Below are 15,121 nucleotides of genomic sequence, written 5' to 3' on the forward strand. Positions count from 1 at the left end.
TCGCGAACGACGTGACTCCGTCTCTCCCGCACTCCAGCACTCTCGTTTCAACTTCGAATATGGATCTCTCCATCATCATCCTGAACTACAAGTCGAAGAACCTGACCAAGCAGTGCGTCAAGACGATCAGGCTTTGCGCGCCCAAACTCGCGTACGAGATCATCGTCGTGGACAACGCTTCGCAGGACGGCGTCGGCGCGATGCTCCAGGAGAGTTTTCCGGACGTCCGGTTCATCGCGGCCAAGGAGAACCTCGGCTACGCTGCCGGCAACAACATCGGACTGCGCGCCGCGACCGGGCGGGTGCTCATGATCCTGAATCCGGACATCACCGTGCGGCCCGGAGCGATCGAGGCCGCGGTCGCATATCTCGACGCGCATCCGGAGATCGGTATCCTCGGTCCCAAGCTCGTCAAACCCGACGGCCGCGTGGACGAGTCCTGTTTCCGCCTGCCGACCCCGCTCATCCCGGTCTATCGCCGCACGCCCCTGGGACGCACCGCGAAAGGCCGCCAGGCGCTCGCGCGCTACCTCATGGCCGACTACGACCGCCGCGAGACTCGCGAGGTCGACTGGCTCCTGGGCGCCGTGCTGCTCGTCAGCCGCGCGGCTTACGAGCAGGTCGGACCGTTCGACGAGGATTATTTCCTGTATTTCGAAGACACCGACTGGTGCCGCCGTTTCCGGGACGCCGGCTACCGGGTCGTATATTTCACGGGCGCGGAAATGGTACACTATCATGAGCGGCTGTCAGCCCAGGGGAATTGGCTCACCAGCCTCTTCAATAAGGCGACGCGCGTCCATATCCAGAGCTGCGTCAGATATTTCCGGAAGTGGCGCGTTCGCGGCGAAGCCGCCGCGGCCATGACCGGCCTGTCGCCGCGGGAAATCTTAAAGTAACACTCCGATGTTCCGACATAAACGTTTCACCGATCTGCTTTCCGCCCGTTCAGCCTTGCGTCCGCCGCGCGCCGGGCGCTGGGATTGGCTGAAGTTCGCCGGCCTCGGCTTGCTGATCTTCGTCGTGACCACGCTCCTGGTCGCCGCGCCTTTCGGTTATGCCGCCGCGCGCGCTTATGACAAGGTTCTCGAAGGCAAAGACCAGCTCGCCGCCGCCGAGCAGTCGATCCAGGAATTGGATTTCACGGCCGCGGTGGATCACATCGACGCGGCGATCGAGGTCTTCGGCGAATCCAAGATTCAGATCAGCAAACTGCGCTACTTTTCGGCCGTTCCTTGGATTGCCGCGAAGGTTGATCTTGCCGACCGGCTGCTTTCCGCCGGTTCCGAGGCCGCGATCGCCATGCGCGACGTCCTCGTCATCGTGCGCGACATCTCCGGCGTGCTCGAGGAATCTGAAGGTCTCTCCGGCATGGTGGCCGGAAATCTGCCGGATCTCGGCCTGATGTTCAAGGATCTGACCGTGGTGCAGAAACGCGAGATCCTCGCCGGGCTCGCAGCCGCCGCGCCGCGCATCCGCGCTTCGCTCGAAAAACTCGACCTGGTCGATGCCCAGCTTTCGAACCTGCCTGACGATCCGTCGACCGCCAGGATCCGCGCCGTGATCCTGCCCCTGCAGCAGAAACTCGCCGGCGTCCGCGCCGACCTCGCCCGCATCCAGCCGCTCACGGAGATCCTGCCGGCGGTCCTGGGTCATGAGGACGCCCGCAATTATCTGGTCATCTTCCAGAACAACACCGAACTCCGCCCGACCGGTGGCTTCCTGAGCATGATCGGGACCGTGGGCGTCAAGGACGCCGAACTCTCCGACCTCAAGGTCGAGGATGTCTATGCCTACGATGTCGCGGTCTTGGACAAGCCCCGGCCGCTGCCGCCCGAGCTGCTCCGGAAATATCTCGGGATCGACCGCTGGTATCTGCGCGACGCCAACTGGTCGCCGGATTTTCCGACCGCGATCGCCAAGATCCTGGAGTTTTATGATCAGGAGGCCTCGGCGCGCGCCGGCGGCCGACCGGTTCCGGCCATCGATGGCGTCATTGCCGTCACCCCGCGTCTCGCTTCTGATCTCCTGGGACTCGCGGGCCCGATCACTGTTGACGGCCAGACCTTCACCGCCGCGAATCTCGTGGACAAGCTGGAGTTCCAGGTCGAAAAGGACTTCGCGACTCAAGGCATCCCCGCCGAGCAGCGCAAGGACATCGTCGGCAAGCTGATGCGCGCGCTCGTCGACAGGATCACGCAATTCCCGCTCACTAAACTGCTCGCCGTGGTCGCGCTCGGCCATCAGGCGCTGGCCGAGGGCGACGTCCTGCTTTACTCCGCCGACAGCAGGCTGCAGACGCTCATCCTCGAGAACGACTGGGGCGGCAAGCTGAAACAGCCGGCCGTGGATTACGTCGCCGTCATTGACGCCAACCTCGCCAGTCTCAAGACCGACGCGGTCATGGAGCGCGCGATCGCTTACTCCGTCGCGCCGGGCCAGGGCGGCTACGTCGGCAAAGTCGCGATCACCTACAAGAACAACGGCTCCTTCACCTGGAAGACGACGCGCTACCGGACTTACACCCGCGTCTACGTCCCCGCCGGCTCCGAACTCCTCGGTGTCGCCGGCGCCATGAAGGACGACAAGCTCAAGGATCCGGCCGGCCATCCCGGCGTCGCGGACCAGGGCGACGAGCTCGGCCGCCGCTGGTTCGGCACATTCATCGCCATCGAGCCCGGGCAGAGCAAGACGCTCGAATTCAGCTTCAGGCTCGCGCCCTCCGTCGTCAAAGCCGTCGAGCGCGGGACTTACATCCTGGATGTCGAGAAGCAGCCCGGCACGGTCAGCCGGTTGACTTTGGACCTCGGTCTTGGTAAGAAAATCCGGACCGCGGAGCCGCCGGAAGACCCGGCGGACTTCGGCGACGACCGTTATCGCTTCCGTTCCGAATTTAGATCCGACCGCCATTTCCGGGTGGAGTACTAGACCTAATCAGCTATGTTCATACCGAAGATCGGCATCGACCTGGGGACGACCACTGTCCTCGTCTATATCCCCAAACGCGGCGTCATCATCAATGAACCGTCGGTCGTTGCGGTATCCGCCATCGACAAGCGCATCCTGGCCGTCGGCAAGGAAGCCAAGGACATGCTCGGCCGCACGCCGGACACCATCGTGGCCCATCGGCCGCTCAAGGACGGCGTGATCGCCAACTACCAGATGACCGAAGCCATGCTCCGGTATTTCATCAATAAGGCCCTGGGCGGCCTGCGCCTGTTCCGCCCCGAGGTCATGGTCGCCGTTCCCGGCGGCATCAGCTCGGTCGAACGGCGCGCGGTCGTCGACGCCACCATCCGGGCCGGCGCGCGCGCGGCCTACGTCATCAAGGAACCCATCGTCGCCGCCATCGGCGCGGACATCCCGATCGGCAGCGCCTCCGGCCACATGATCATCGACATCGGCGGCGGCACCATGGAAGCCGCGGTCATCTCTTTGGGCGGCATCGTCTCGTCGGCTTCGGTCCGCATCGGCGGCAACAAGCTCGACGCGGCCGTCGCGGAGTTCATCCGCCGCAAGTACGGCATGGCCATCGGCGAGCGCACGGCCGAGGAAGTGAAGATCCAGATCGGTTCCGCGATGTTCCTGCGCGAGAAATTGTCCATGGAGATCAAGGGGCGCGACATGGCGAGCGGCCTGCCGCGCATCATCACCGTCACGTCCGACGACGTGACCGAGGCTATTCAGACGGAGCTCGCCGGGCTCGTCGCGGCTCTGAAAGAAGTCTTGAACGCCACGCCGCCGGAACTGTCCGCCGACGTCATGGAGAAGGGGATGATCCTCTCGGGCGGCACCGCCCAGCTCCGCAATCTCGCCGATCTCTTCTCGCAGGCCACCGGCGTCCCGGCCTACGTTGCCGACGATCCGCAGACCTGCGTCGCCCGCGGCACCGGCATCGCGCTTGAGAATCTCGCCTCGTATAAGCGATCCATTCTTGGAGCGAAATGATGCATTTGCTATAAAGAACACGCCCGCCTGAAAAGGCGGGTTTTTATTAAGAGACGGAGTCAGGGAGTCAGGGAGTTACGGAGAGACGGAGTCAGGGAGAGACAAAGTCAAAATTCACTACTCCGCCACTTCGTCTCTTCATGACTCCGTCTCTTCATCTCTCCATGACTCCGCATCTCTCCGTCACACATTTGACTAAAACCCACACATTCGGCACCCTGCGCCGCATGCAGATCAAAAGCCATAAAGACCTGCGGGTCTGGCGGGAAGCGCATTCGTTGACGCTGAAAGTATATGAGGTCACGAAGATCTTCCCGCTCGAAGAAAGATTCGGGATCACTTCGCAGCTGCGCCGGGCCGCCGCGTCGGTCGGAGCCAATATTGTCGAGGGTTTTAGCCGCAGAGGTCCGCGCGAGTTCGCAAAATTTCTTTCCATTGCGCGCGCATCAGCCAAAGAAACCGAGTATTTTTTACAGCTGGCAAAAGAATTGAGATTTGTCGAAGCGGATAAGCTCGATGCCCTGATAATTCGTTATAGCGGGTTAAGCGCGGGAATCTTTTTGTTGGCCAATAAACTCGATCTTGCCCGAGAGCATCGAAAACTCCCTGACTCCGTCACTCCATGACTCCGTCTCTTCCACCATTGACCTCCCACCTCATTTGCGGTAAAAACTCATCATCGAAACGAACGTACTTTAGCCTGTCTGTGACATGAAAGGGCGCACGGACGGGCATTCTCTTTAATAATTAACCAACACTGAATATGCGAAGATATCTGTGGGTCCTGGCTTTCGCGGCTGCTGTCTGTCTTCTCCCGAACGGCACTTTCGCCGCGACCGCCGAGGACGCTGCCAAGCCTTACGCCGGCCAGATCCTGATCGACGCTGCGAACCACGGCGAGGCCTGGTACGTGAATCCGCAGTCGCTCATGCGCGTCTATCTCGGACGTCCGAGCGAGGCGCTCGATCGATTGACGGCCCGCGCCGTCTACGTGAGCTTCGGTAACATCGCACGCGTGGCCGTCGAGGGACAAGGGACCAGCGACGCGGCCTATGCCGCCGATCGCGCCGGTTACGTCCTGGCTCCGGATGACATGCTCGGCGCCGGCTGGTACGTGCACCCGACCCTGAAGGTCCGGATGCGCCTCGCCACGGCGGACGACGCCTGGCTCGTGATGCGGACCGGCGTTCCGGTTCCCGCCAAGGCGCTCGCGGCCATCGCCATCGAGTCTGAGACCGCTAAGCCGTCGATCAGCGGACATCGGATCAAGGAGGTCGTTTCCGCCGACACTGTCGTCCTCGACGACGACACCAAGATAAGACTCATCAGCGTCGATGTGCCGACGAATCCCGAATTGCAGCAGGCCGCCATGGACCGGATCAAGACGCTCACGACCGGTAAGACCGTGATGGTCGAAAGCGATATCAAGGATCAGACCGCTGATGGCTCCAAGCTGCGCTTCCTGCAGGTCGGCGACGTCAACCTGAATTACGATCTCGTCCGGAACGGCCTCGCTTTCCACAACCTCGAGTTTCCGAATTGGAAATACGCCGAACTCCTCCTCGTCGGCGGTCTCGACGCCATGAATCAGAAGAAGGGGATGTGGAATAGGTAGAGAGACGAAGTCAGGGAGAGACGGAGTGGGGGAGTCAGAAGATCCTCATCAGCCGTCATTGCGAGGCCAGCTCAGCTGGCCGAAGCAATCCCGCCCTCAGAGTAAAAAACAACAAAATAGATGAACAAAGAAAAACGCGGGCGCGCAACTGCTCCGCGTTTTTTGATTCGGTGCCTGGCTCACCGCCCGCAGGCGGGGTGCCTGGCACCGAAACTGATTTGACCAAATATTCCGGTTCAGCTAAGTAAGGCGGACTAAGTCGTAACCCATCGTTTGATGTTTGACGATCCGATCGATTTTCCGGCGGATAAGTCGCCTCACTTATGCGTTCATCGACGCACAGAACCTCCATTTAGGGGTCAAAGATCAGGGCTGGGAATTGGATTTTCGCCGTTTCCGGCAGTACCTGAAGGATAAATACGGGGTTGCTCAGGCCTTTCTTTTCATCGGGTATAAGCCCGGGAATCAGCGACTGTATGAATATCTGGGTTCCGCCGGCTACCTTTGCGTTTTTAAACCGACGATGGAGTTACGCGACGGGACGGTCAAGGGCAATGTTGACGCTGAGCTGGTTCTGCACACGATGATAGAGTATCCGAATTTTGAGCAGGCCATCATCGTGACCGGCGACGGCGATTTTCGGTGTCTGGTGGAATACCTTTTGGAGCAGAAGAAATTGTATATCGTGATCGCTCCGAACAGTCGCAAACTTTCTTCGCTCCTGAAGTCTCTCAGCACACCCCAACGCAGCATTTTTCGATTTCTGAACGGGATGAGCAAGAAGCTGGGCAAACGTTGAGACAAAAAGAAAGGGGCACCTTTCGGGACGAAACCCTTCAGGAACCCCTTTCATCGTGATGTCTGCAGTCTATCGAGATAAGGTCGATGTGTCAAGGCAGAAAACTGATAAATAAACGCCCCGGCACCAGCGCCCGGGCGGTTTTTGTATCAGCATTTGTGTCGGTGCCTGACACCGAAGTGAATTTCGGCCTTAAAAACTTTGATCTGACTGTCCCCAAAGTGTCAGGCACTAAGGGGACGATCATCTCTGAAAGTCTCGTCCTGTTCAGCAGAATCGGTTGTGTTACACTTTGGGAGTTAAAAGCCAATCGGTAGAGTTGCGGAGTCAGGGAGAGACGAAGATGCGGAGTTAACGAGCGACCCTGACTCCGTCTCTCCATGACTCCCTGACTCCGTCTCTCTCAAATATGCCCCCCAAATCCTGCTCCCAACCTACCCTCGGCATCGACGCCTCGCGGGCGAACGCCGCCAAGCGCACCGGCACCGAGTGGTACGCCTTTCATCTGATCCAAGAGCTGAAGGCTGTCATCCCGCCGTCCACGCGCGTCGTTTTGTATTCTAAAGAACCGCTGCGCGACGGGCTGGAGAACTTACCGCCGAATTGGGAGAGCGCTGTTCTGAAGTGGCCCCCCGGCAAGTTCTGGACGCAATTGCGCTTGTCCTGGGAGATGTTGCGCCGGCCGCCGACCGCGCTCTTCGTTCCGGCCCACACCTTGCCGCTCGTCTTGCCGCGCCGCAGCGCGACCACGCTTCACGACGTCGCCTTCATGGTCCGTAAAGAGGCGTACACTTTCGCCGAGCGGCTGTATCACCGGTTCGCGGCCCGCTTCGCCGTCCGTCACGCGGCCGCTCTGCTGACCGTGTCCGAATTCTCGAAGAGCGAGATCATCCGCTTCTTCGGCGCGAAGCCGGAACAGATCGCGGTTACGCCGCTCGGGTATGATCCGAAGAATTGCCGCATGGCCGAGAGCGAACCGGAGATTGCGGCCGCCCTGTCGCGCTACGGGATCAGGCGGCCGTACTTCTTGTTCGTCGGCCGGCTCGAAGCGAAAAAAAATCTGAGCGGCTTGTTGCAGGCTTTCGCGTCGTTCATCGCGGACGAACCCCGGCCCGGATATCAGCTGGTCCTGGTCGGCAAAAGGGGAGTGGGTTATGACGCCGCTGCGTCGGAACATGCCGAGCTGTTCGGAAAAGGCCGCGTGCGCGAGGCTGGTTATGTCTGTCCGGAGGATCTCCACTTCTTGTATTCCGGCGCGACCGCGCTCGTCCTGCCGTCCTGGTACGAGGGCTTCGGCCTGCCGGTCATCGAGGCCTGGGCCTGCTGCGCGCCGGTCATCGCGTCGCGCGTCGCGTCCTTGCCGGAGGTCGGCGGCGACGCCGTCGAATATTGCGACCCGGCTAAACCCGAGTCCATTGCCGAAGCCATGCGCCGTCTAGCGGGCGACAACTCGCGCCGAGCCGAACTCATCATCAAAGGCACGGAACGACTGGAGAATTATTCCTGGCGCCGGACCGCCGAGCTGACGTGGGAGACGCTGCGGCCGCTCGTGGGAGCGGAGAAGTGTCAGTAAGAGACGGAGTCATTGTCGGCTTTTTGACTTCGTCTCTTCGCATCTCCATGACTCCGTTTCTCCTATAATAAAAAACCGCGGCTATACCGCGGAAAAAGCAGAGCCGGTCAGTCACATGATCCGTTCTTGACGGGTCATATCCTTGGCCGGGATGGCCTGCTGTTTTGCAGCAGACCGAGCACAACTGAAGCGATGATCTTCCTCGTGTTTCGACCGCGGCAGCCTGTTTTTCAACCGGCTGTTTTCTAGGGCGGGCGTTTGACGTGGTCCTGGCGTTTATAGCGAGGATCGAAAGGATTTCGTCGCTTTCAATTGTTAAGGTGCAGCCGTCCCAAGTGACGGTTGGCTAAATATACCCGGTCGGTTGGAGGTGGTCAAGCAACGCAAGAGGCGTCTGTGGATAGCTGAGTCAGGAGTCAGGCTTGCGGCGGCCGGTGATTTTGACAAAATAGCCCTAAAGTGTTATGGTGATGACACTTTTATTGTCTAGCCCCAGGAGCGGGGATGAGCTCACATCTATGAAAGAACAACTGGAAAAGGACCTGCAACAGATCGGTCTGTCGGAAAAAGAGGCCAAGGTCTACCTGGCGTCTTTGGAGCTCGGTCCGTCGACCGCGCAGACCATCGCCGCCAAGGCCACAGTCAACCGCCCGACCACTTACGTGATGATCGAGTCGCTCATCAAACGCGGCCTCATGAGCTCGTTCCAGAAAGGGAAGAAGAGGTTTTTTTCTGCTTCTAGTCCTCGACAAATGGGATATATTATTCAGCAAGAAAAAAATGAGCTCAAAAGAAAGGAACAAATAATTGAGGATATTTCAAAACAATTGAGCAGTGTAATCGATCCGAAGTCATCAATGCCCACCGTGCAAGTTTTTGAGGGTATTGCCGGTATTCAAGCGGCACAGAGCGATATTTTACAAACAGCTGCCAATGAATTGTTTGAATTGACGTCCATGGATGAGTCTAGACAAATTTTGCCTCTTATTTACGAGAACGATATACGTCGAAAGATATTAGATAAATATAAAATAAAATCTTTATATTCGAGCAAGTTGGGCTCGACCGAGGTAAAACATAAAAATGTCGATTCGAGAATGTTAAGCGATAAGCAAAAAGTCGCGTGTGACGTAATTATCTACGGAACCAAAGTTTTATTGATATCTTACGATGGAAGCGCAAGCTGCGTATTATTGAATGGCCAGAAAATTGCCACAACTTTTAAAACGTTATTTTTGTCACTTTGGGAAAACGCAAAATAATATGTCTGTGAAACCATACGAAGCACAATTGAGCAAGTTAGGTTTTTCCGATAAGGAGGCTCGGGTGTATTTAGCTAGTTTGGAGTTGGGACCCTCGCCAGTTCAGGCTATAGCACAAAAGGCCGGAGTAAAAAGAGCAACAACGTATGTAATGATTGAGGCGCTACGTGATCGCGGATTAGTTTCAACTTTTGAAAAGGGGAAGAAGACAATGTTTGTAGCAGAATCACCAGAAAGGTTGATGCACATTCTCGATCAGGAGGGAGAAACGATTATAAATAAAAAACGGCTTCTAGAAGATTTAATGCCGGATTTGGTTGCATTTCTTCGTGCCGCGGGTGATAGGCCCAACATATTATTTTATGAAGGCATCGAAGGGCTTAAGGCGATTCATGAAGACATCCTAAGGACTAACGATAAGACTTTAGAAAATATTGTCGCGCTCGATGATGTATTAAAGGTGGAATCATCGCCGGATGATGTCGCTGTATTTCGTAATAGTCTTCATAGTAAGGGTATCGCGATTAGAATCCTTTATTCGTCTAAGTCAAAAGAAATTGAGTTACCGTCCAGGTTCTCATCTTGGGTGGTAAAAAAGATCCCGTACGAAAAAATGCCGCTACATGGTGAGATTACACTTTATGGTGATAAGGTCGCGGCATTTTCCTATAGAGGAAAGATTTTTGGGACTATTATCGAAAGTAAGGAAATCGCACAGACTATAAGAGTTTTGTTTGAGTTGGCATGGGCGTCCATAAAATAAAAAAAGCGGCTGCTTGAGTTAGCGCCACTTTTGCCGAAGAGATTCGAAGTTGGCTAGTTTTATGAGAGGTGGTAGTTAGCTACCACCGGGGCAGTGAGCCACCGGCCGTAGAAGCCAGCGTTGTCGTATTGGAAAGAGCCACATTTTGCTACCCTCCGGTCCCCGGAGATGAAAAGGAGATACTGGTGTGGGGACCATGTTGTGAAGATCGTCGTCGACGACTTCCACAAGACGGCAATATAACATCAGTTCACCAACTTGTCAATAGTCACTGACAATAAAACTCGCCCCCTCAGCAGGGGCGAGTTTGATTGACCAGATGTTTTGATCGCGATATTTTGAGTTTTTTCGAAGCTGATCCAGCTTGGGGCGTTCGCGGCCGGTTTAGGCGTTGTTTTCAAGACTCCCGCTCCGTGTTAATCTATGGCCATGAAAAGCAAGCTGAAAAAATTGGTTCCGGCCCGTTTTTTTGACGTTTACCACCTGGTCCTGGCTTATTTCGCGGCCTGGCGCCATGGCTTCCCATCGGAGAAAATGATCGTCATCGGCGTGACCGGCACGAACGGCAAATCGACCACCGCGAATCTCATCGCCCGCATCCTCGAGGAAGCGGGGGAGAAGGTCGGTCTCACGACGACCGTCAATTTCCGCATCGCCGGCCAGGACTGGCTGAACGACACCAAGATGACCATGCTCGGGCGATCGCGCCTGCAGGCGCTCCTGGCGCGGATGGTCGCGGCCGGCTGCCGCTACGCCGTGGTCGAAACCTCTTCCGAGGGCGTCAAACAGCATCGCCACGCGGCCATCAATTATGACGCCGTCGTTTTCACGAATCTGACGCCGGAACACCTGGAGTCGCACGGCGGCTTCGAGAATTACAAGCGAGCCAAGGGCGAACTGTTCCGCCATCTGACCGCGCGGCCGGTCAAGAGATTCGGCGGCCGCGAGATCGTTAAAACTTCCGTCGTCAATCTGAACGATCCGCACGCCGGATATTTCTTGTCTTTCGCCGCGCCGAAGAAGATCGGTTATCGCGCGGAACTGCCCGGCCGCAGCGCCGTCGCCGCCGCTGTGGATGAAACAACGGTCGCGACCGATGTCCGCGTCACCACCGAAGGTTCCGCGTTCAGCGTCGGCGGCGCCGCGTTCTTGCTGAAATTGCTCGGCGCTTTCAATGTCGAGAACGCGCTCGCGGCCATCGCGGTCACGAGCAGCCTCGGCGTGCCGCTTGCGACCGCGGCCCGGGCGCTCGCCAAGATCGAGGTCGTCCCCGGACGCATGGAATTCATCGCGGCCGGCCAGCCGTTCGCCGTGCTCGTCGATTACGCCCCGGAACCGGAATCCTTCCGCAAATTATACGAAGCGGTCGCCCTGTTCCCGAAGAAGCGCATCATCCACGTGCTGGGTTCCTGCGGCGGCGGCCGCGACCGCGATCGCCGGCCGGTGCTCGGACGCCTGGCCGCGGAGCACGCCGATATTGTGATCGTCACGAACGAGGATCCGTACGACGACGACCCGCTGGAGATCATCCGCGAGGTCGCCGCCGGAGCGCGCGCGGCCGGCAAGCGAGAGAGGGAGAGTCTCTTCCTGGTTCCGGAGCGCCACGAGGCTTTGCGACAAGCTGTTGATCTAGCCGCGCCCGGCGACCTGGTCATCGCGACCGGCAAGGGCGCGGAGCAAGCCATCGTCGGCGCGCACGGCGCCAGACAACCCTGGGATGAACGCGTCGAATTGCGCCGGCTCATCGCCCGCCGGCTCGCCGACGGTAAATAAACCTCGCTATGTCGCTGCTCAAAGCCGTCAAACTGAAAGAGGGGGAGATCGTCGTGATGATCCTGCGTCATTTTCCGCTGGTCTACGCGCCGCGGGTCCTGGCTGGCCTTTTGCTCGTGTCCGCGCCGTTCTTTTTCATGGTGCCGCTCTTCGCCATGCGAGGCTTCGGCGTGCCGTGGGGGCTGTTCATTTTCGCCGCCTCCGTGCTGGCCGGCCTGCTCCACTCTTTGAAGACCTTTGTCGTCTGGTATTGGAACGCTTTCATCATCACCAATCTGCGCGTCATCGACGTCGACCAGCGCGGTTTTTTCGAGCGCACCGTTTCGGAGGCGGCGTATGACAAGGTCCAGGACGTTTCGTATAAGATCAAGGGATTCTGGGGGACGCTCCTGAATTACGGCACGCTGATCATCCAGACCGCCGGCACCACTTCGAACCTGGAGTTGGAGTACGCGCGCGATCCCAAAGAGGTGCAGCACCTGCTCTCCGAGATCTTGGCCGCGCGACTGGCGGTGCCGGCTGGCGCTCGCAACGAGAAAGTCTCGGCGCTGCTTGAGGCGGCGGCGAGCCTGACGGATATCGAGGCCAAGGCCTTCCTAGTCGAACTCAAAGGAGCGGTAAACAACAAGGAGCCGAGGTCGGAGGCGGTCGATCAGGCCGACGTCGAGAAACTGATGAAGGATGATTCGGCGCAGGATTGATCCCGCCGCACCGGTCAAAGTATGGACCAGCATCAGAAGGCCAACGGCAGTTTTCTGGGCCGCCGCCGCATTCTCGCGGCCAATCTGGTCTTGTTGTTTCTGGTTGCCTGGGGATTTGCCGGCGAGCTGGCGCGTAATAACGCCATGAAGCGGGATGTCGCCCGTCTGGAGGAACAGGCGCGGAAGCTGGAAGATGAGAACTTCGACATCGCCAAGCTGGGCCAGAAGTTCGCCGCGGCCGACGTTCTGGAGCGCGAGGCCAGGCTCAATCTTGGTTTGCAGAAGCCTGGGGAATCAGTTATCATCATCAAGGAAACTACGCCGCCGCCGCCGGCTCAGCCGCCGGAGGCAACCGGGTCCGCAGAGTCCCGGCCGCGCGAGTCGAACGCGCTGAAATGGTGGCGATATTTTTTTCATCAGAAACCATAACCCATGCCTATGGCCGAAGAAGAGAAACAGGAGTCCCCGGCGATGCCGGAAAAAGTCGAAGCGCCGATCCCGTCGGCGGAACCGGTTAAAACCAGGACCGTCAAATCCGTTGCCCGGAGTTTTGCGCTGGGTCTCGGAGCCGGCGTGATCCTGCTGGCCCTGATCCTATTGGCGGTTTTCGCGATCGGTATCTACAAGTACAACTGGAGCGGTCCGGCCACCACGGCCGTGCTCAAGGCGGTTCCGTATCCGGCGGCCATGGTCAACAACAACATCATTACTTACGCTGATTTTCTGGCCGACGTGGATACATTGAAGCATTTCTATGCCAAGCTGGCGGCTGAGAATGCCGGCGCTCCGGCCGCGCCGGCGGAACCGGAGATCCGCAAGAACGTCCTGGACCGCCTGATCCAGAATGAGATTCTCAAGGAACAGGCGCTGAAGTACGATCTCAAAGTGACGGCGGAAGAGGTCGATGCCGAGTTCGCCAAGCTTTCGAGTCAGAGTGAGGGTTCAAGCGTCGAGCAGGAGATCATGGATCTCTACGGCTGGACCGTCCCCGAGTTCAAGGAAAAGGTCCTGGTGCCGTATCTCCTGCAGCAGAAGCTGGCCGAGGTGCTGGCCAAGGATGAAGCGTTCAACAAGGAGGCCGCGGACAAGGCTGCCGAGGTGGCGGCCAAGGCCAAGGCGGGCGAGGATTTCGCCGCGCTCGCGGCCGAGTACAGCGCCGATCTGTCGAACTCCAAGACCGGCGGCGAGCTGGGCTGGTTCGCCAAGGGTCTCATGGTGCCGGAGTTCGAGGCTGCGGCTTTCGCGCTCAAGGCCGGCGAGATCAGCGACCCAGTCAAGACCTCGTTCGGTTATCACATCATCAAAGTGTCGGAAGTGAAGACGGACAAGGATGGCGCCGTGACCGAGGTGAACGCGGCTCATATCCTGATCCAGACGATGACTGTCGAGGAGTATCTGCAGAAGCTGGTCGACGCGGCCAGCGTCAAGAAGATGGTCGAGTAAGAATATATAAAAAGCGCCCGGCATCAGCCGGGCGCTTTTGGTATCTTGGAAAGCGGCAGTCCAGGCTCCGGCGTCCGCGGGGCGGCAATAAAAAGACCGCGGAGAAGATCATCCGCGGTCCGAGCCGGTCGTCTGTTTTTCATTCTTTTCTGCCGTGGAGGTGAACCTGGTCGTGCGTCCATTCGTTCTTCAGGGCCTCGGTCAGCAGCGCCTCGGTCTCCGGGTCCAGTTGGCCCTTGAGTGCCTTGAGCAAAGCGTAGCCCTGACAGGACAGCCCGAGCCGCTTCTCCATGGACCGGTAGTACTTATACGCCAGCCACAGGAACGGCGACAGCGGCACTAAGAATGGCAGTGAGAAAAAGGCGACGCCGATCTCGCCGGAACCCCCGGGTCCATTGTCGAGAAGCCACGCGCTGGAGTAGGTATGATCGATCCGGCGCGTCTCATAATTGATAGCGATCGTACATGGCTCTAGAGCCTCCTGCTCGTCGTACTTGTAGTGCAGATCCATGTTGATGCATCTCAATGGCGGATATAGGTGACCCTTCGATGGATCACAGGTTGCGACTGGAGGCCAATCCAGTTCGTGGCGTTCGCGTTCCCGGCGCGTTTCAAAGTCGTGGTCGACCGTCAGTTTCAGCCGGTGCGGCGGGCGAACCCAGAAATTGATGCCTGAGAGGACGATAGACGGTATCAGAGCCAGTTTTTCGGTGAACTTCACGTTCTTCCTCCTGGTTGCGATCGAGCTTGTCGGCCCAATCTGCAGAGAAGATGTCAACGAACTGCTGATAATCTGGCAGTATTCCGATGAGAAGTCAACGGGCCGATATTCAAAAGCGCCGAGCTTACGCCCGGCGCTTTCATTTGTGGAGCCACCTCGGGGAATCCGGCTCACCCGGCGGCGCTGGAAAAGTTCTCATGTGCGCCGCCTCCTTCGCCGCCCGCCGCATCTCGCCGTGCCATACTAGGCACGGCTCGCTGTCGGCTTCGATTCCCCGACCTATCTCTATACGTAAAAAGCGCCTGGGATGAACCCAGCCGCTTTTTATGATGGAGCCACCTCGGGGAATCCTCCTCCCCCGCAGCTCGTCACTTGGGGCCCCTACCCCAAGTACTCACTGCTCCTCCGGAGCCCGGGTCGTCTCGGCTTGCCATACTAGGCAAGCCTCGCCGTACCCTTCGATTCCCCGACCTATCTCTATACGTAAAAAGCGCCTGGGATGAACCCAGCCGCTTTTTACGAT

14 protein-coding genes are annotated in these 15,121 nt (G+C 58.2%); 13 read left to right on the forward strand and 1 reads right to left on the reverse strand.

The window, feature by feature from the left end; genetic code table 11:
- Positions 1-59: 59 nt before the first annotated feature.
- From WCT10_00130 to WCT10_00190, 13 genes are all read left to right on the forward strand, one after another.
- Positions 60-899, forward strand: coding sequence for a glycosyltransferase family 2 protein (locus tag WCT10_00130; protein MFA6603233.1), 840 nt, complete (start codon positions 60-62; stop codon positions 897-899).
- Positions 900-906: 7 nt separating this feature from the next.
- Complete coding sequence (locus WCT10_00135; GenBank protein MFA6603234.1) at positions 907-2,928, forward strand: DUF4012 domain-containing protein; 2,022 nt, start codon at positions 907-909, stop codon at positions 2,926-2,928.
- Positions 2,929-2,940: 12 nt separating this feature from the next.
- Positions 2,941-3,948: a rod shape-determining protein gene (locus tag WCT10_00140; GenBank protein ID MFA6603235.1), complete on the forward strand. Its 1,008-nt coding sequence runs from the start codon at positions 2,941-2,943 to the stop codon at positions 3,946-3,948.
- A 164-nt stretch (positions 3,949-4,112) separates the two neighbouring features.
- Entirely contained in the window at positions 4,113-4,574 is a 462-nt protein-coding gene (locus WCT10_00145) for a four helix bundle protein (protein ID MFA6603236.1), read from the forward strand.
- 137 nt (positions 4,575-4,711) lie between these two features.
- Positions 4,712-5,563 (forward strand): thermonuclease family protein, encoded by an 852-nt coding sequence (locus WCT10_00150; protein MFA6603237.1) that lies wholly within the window; start codon positions 4,712-4,714, stop codon positions 5,561-5,563.
- Positions 5,564-5,843: 280 nt separating this feature from the next.
- The gene (locus WCT10_00155; GenBank protein MFA6603238.1) at positions 5,844-6,362 is read left to right on the forward strand and encodes an NYN domain-containing protein; all 519 of its coding nucleotides are present in this window, start codon (positions 5,844-5,846) and stop codon (positions 6,360-6,362) included.
- Positions 6,363-6,771: 409 nt separating this feature from the next.
- On the forward strand, positions 6,772-7,935 hold the full coding sequence (locus tag WCT10_00160) for a glycosyltransferase family 1 protein (protein ID MFA6603239.1): 1,164 nt from the start codon (positions 6,772-6,774) through the stop codon (positions 7,933-7,935).
- Positions 7,936-8,453: 518 nt separating this feature from the next.
- Positions 8,454-9,197 (forward strand): helix-turn-helix domain-containing protein, encoded by a 744-nt coding sequence (locus tag WCT10_00165; GenBank protein ID MFA6603240.1) that lies wholly within the window; start codon positions 8,454-8,456, stop codon positions 9,195-9,197.
- Positions 9,133-9,960, forward strand: a complete 828-nt coding sequence (locus WCT10_00170; protein ID MFA6603241.1) for a helix-turn-helix domain-containing protein — start codon at positions 9,133-9,135, stop codon at positions 9,958-9,960. Before WCT10_00165 ends, WCT10_00170 begins: the two co-directional genes overlap by 65 nt.
- A gap of 423 nt (positions 9,961-10,383) precedes the next feature.
- Positions 10,384-11,733 (forward strand): UDP-N-acetylmuramyl-tripeptide synthetase, encoded by a 1,350-nt coding sequence (gene murE / locus WCT10_00175; GenBank protein ID MFA6603242.1) that lies wholly within the window; start codon positions 10,384-10,386, stop codon positions 11,731-11,733.
- Positions 11,734-11,741: 8 nt separating this feature from the next.
- Positions 11,742-12,434 carry a PH domain-containing protein gene (locus WCT10_00180; GenBank protein ID MFA6603243.1) on the forward strand — a complete coding sequence of 231 codons (693 nt, stop codon included), beginning with the start codon at positions 11,742-11,744 and terminating at the stop codon, positions 12,432-12,434.
- 21 nt (positions 12,435-12,455) lie between these two features.
- The gene (locus WCT10_00185; protein MFA6603244.1) at positions 12,456-12,863 is read left to right on the forward strand and encodes a septum formation initiator family protein; all 408 of its coding nucleotides are present in this window, start codon (positions 12,456-12,458) and stop codon (positions 12,861-12,863) included.
- A 9-nt stretch (positions 12,864-12,872) separates the two neighbouring features.
- Positions 12,873-13,877 (forward strand): peptidylprolyl isomerase, encoded by a 1,005-nt coding sequence (locus WCT10_00190; protein MFA6603245.1) that lies wholly within the window; start codon positions 12,873-12,875, stop codon positions 13,875-13,877.
- Positions 13,878-14,016: 139 nt separating this feature from the next.
- Here WCT10_00190 and WCT10_00195 read toward each other — a convergent pair whose 3' ends face one another.
- Complete coding sequence (locus tag WCT10_00195) at positions 14,017-14,598, reverse strand: hypothetical protein (protein ID MFA6603246.1); 582 nt, start codon at positions 14,596-14,598, stop codon at positions 14,017-14,019.
- Positions 14,599-15,121 lie beyond the last annotated feature (523 nt).

The sequence above is a fragment of the Patescibacteria group bacterium genome, assembly GCA_041667185.1.
GTDB lineage: Bacteria > Patescibacteriota > Patescibacteriia > SG8-24 > SG8-24 > JBAYFM01.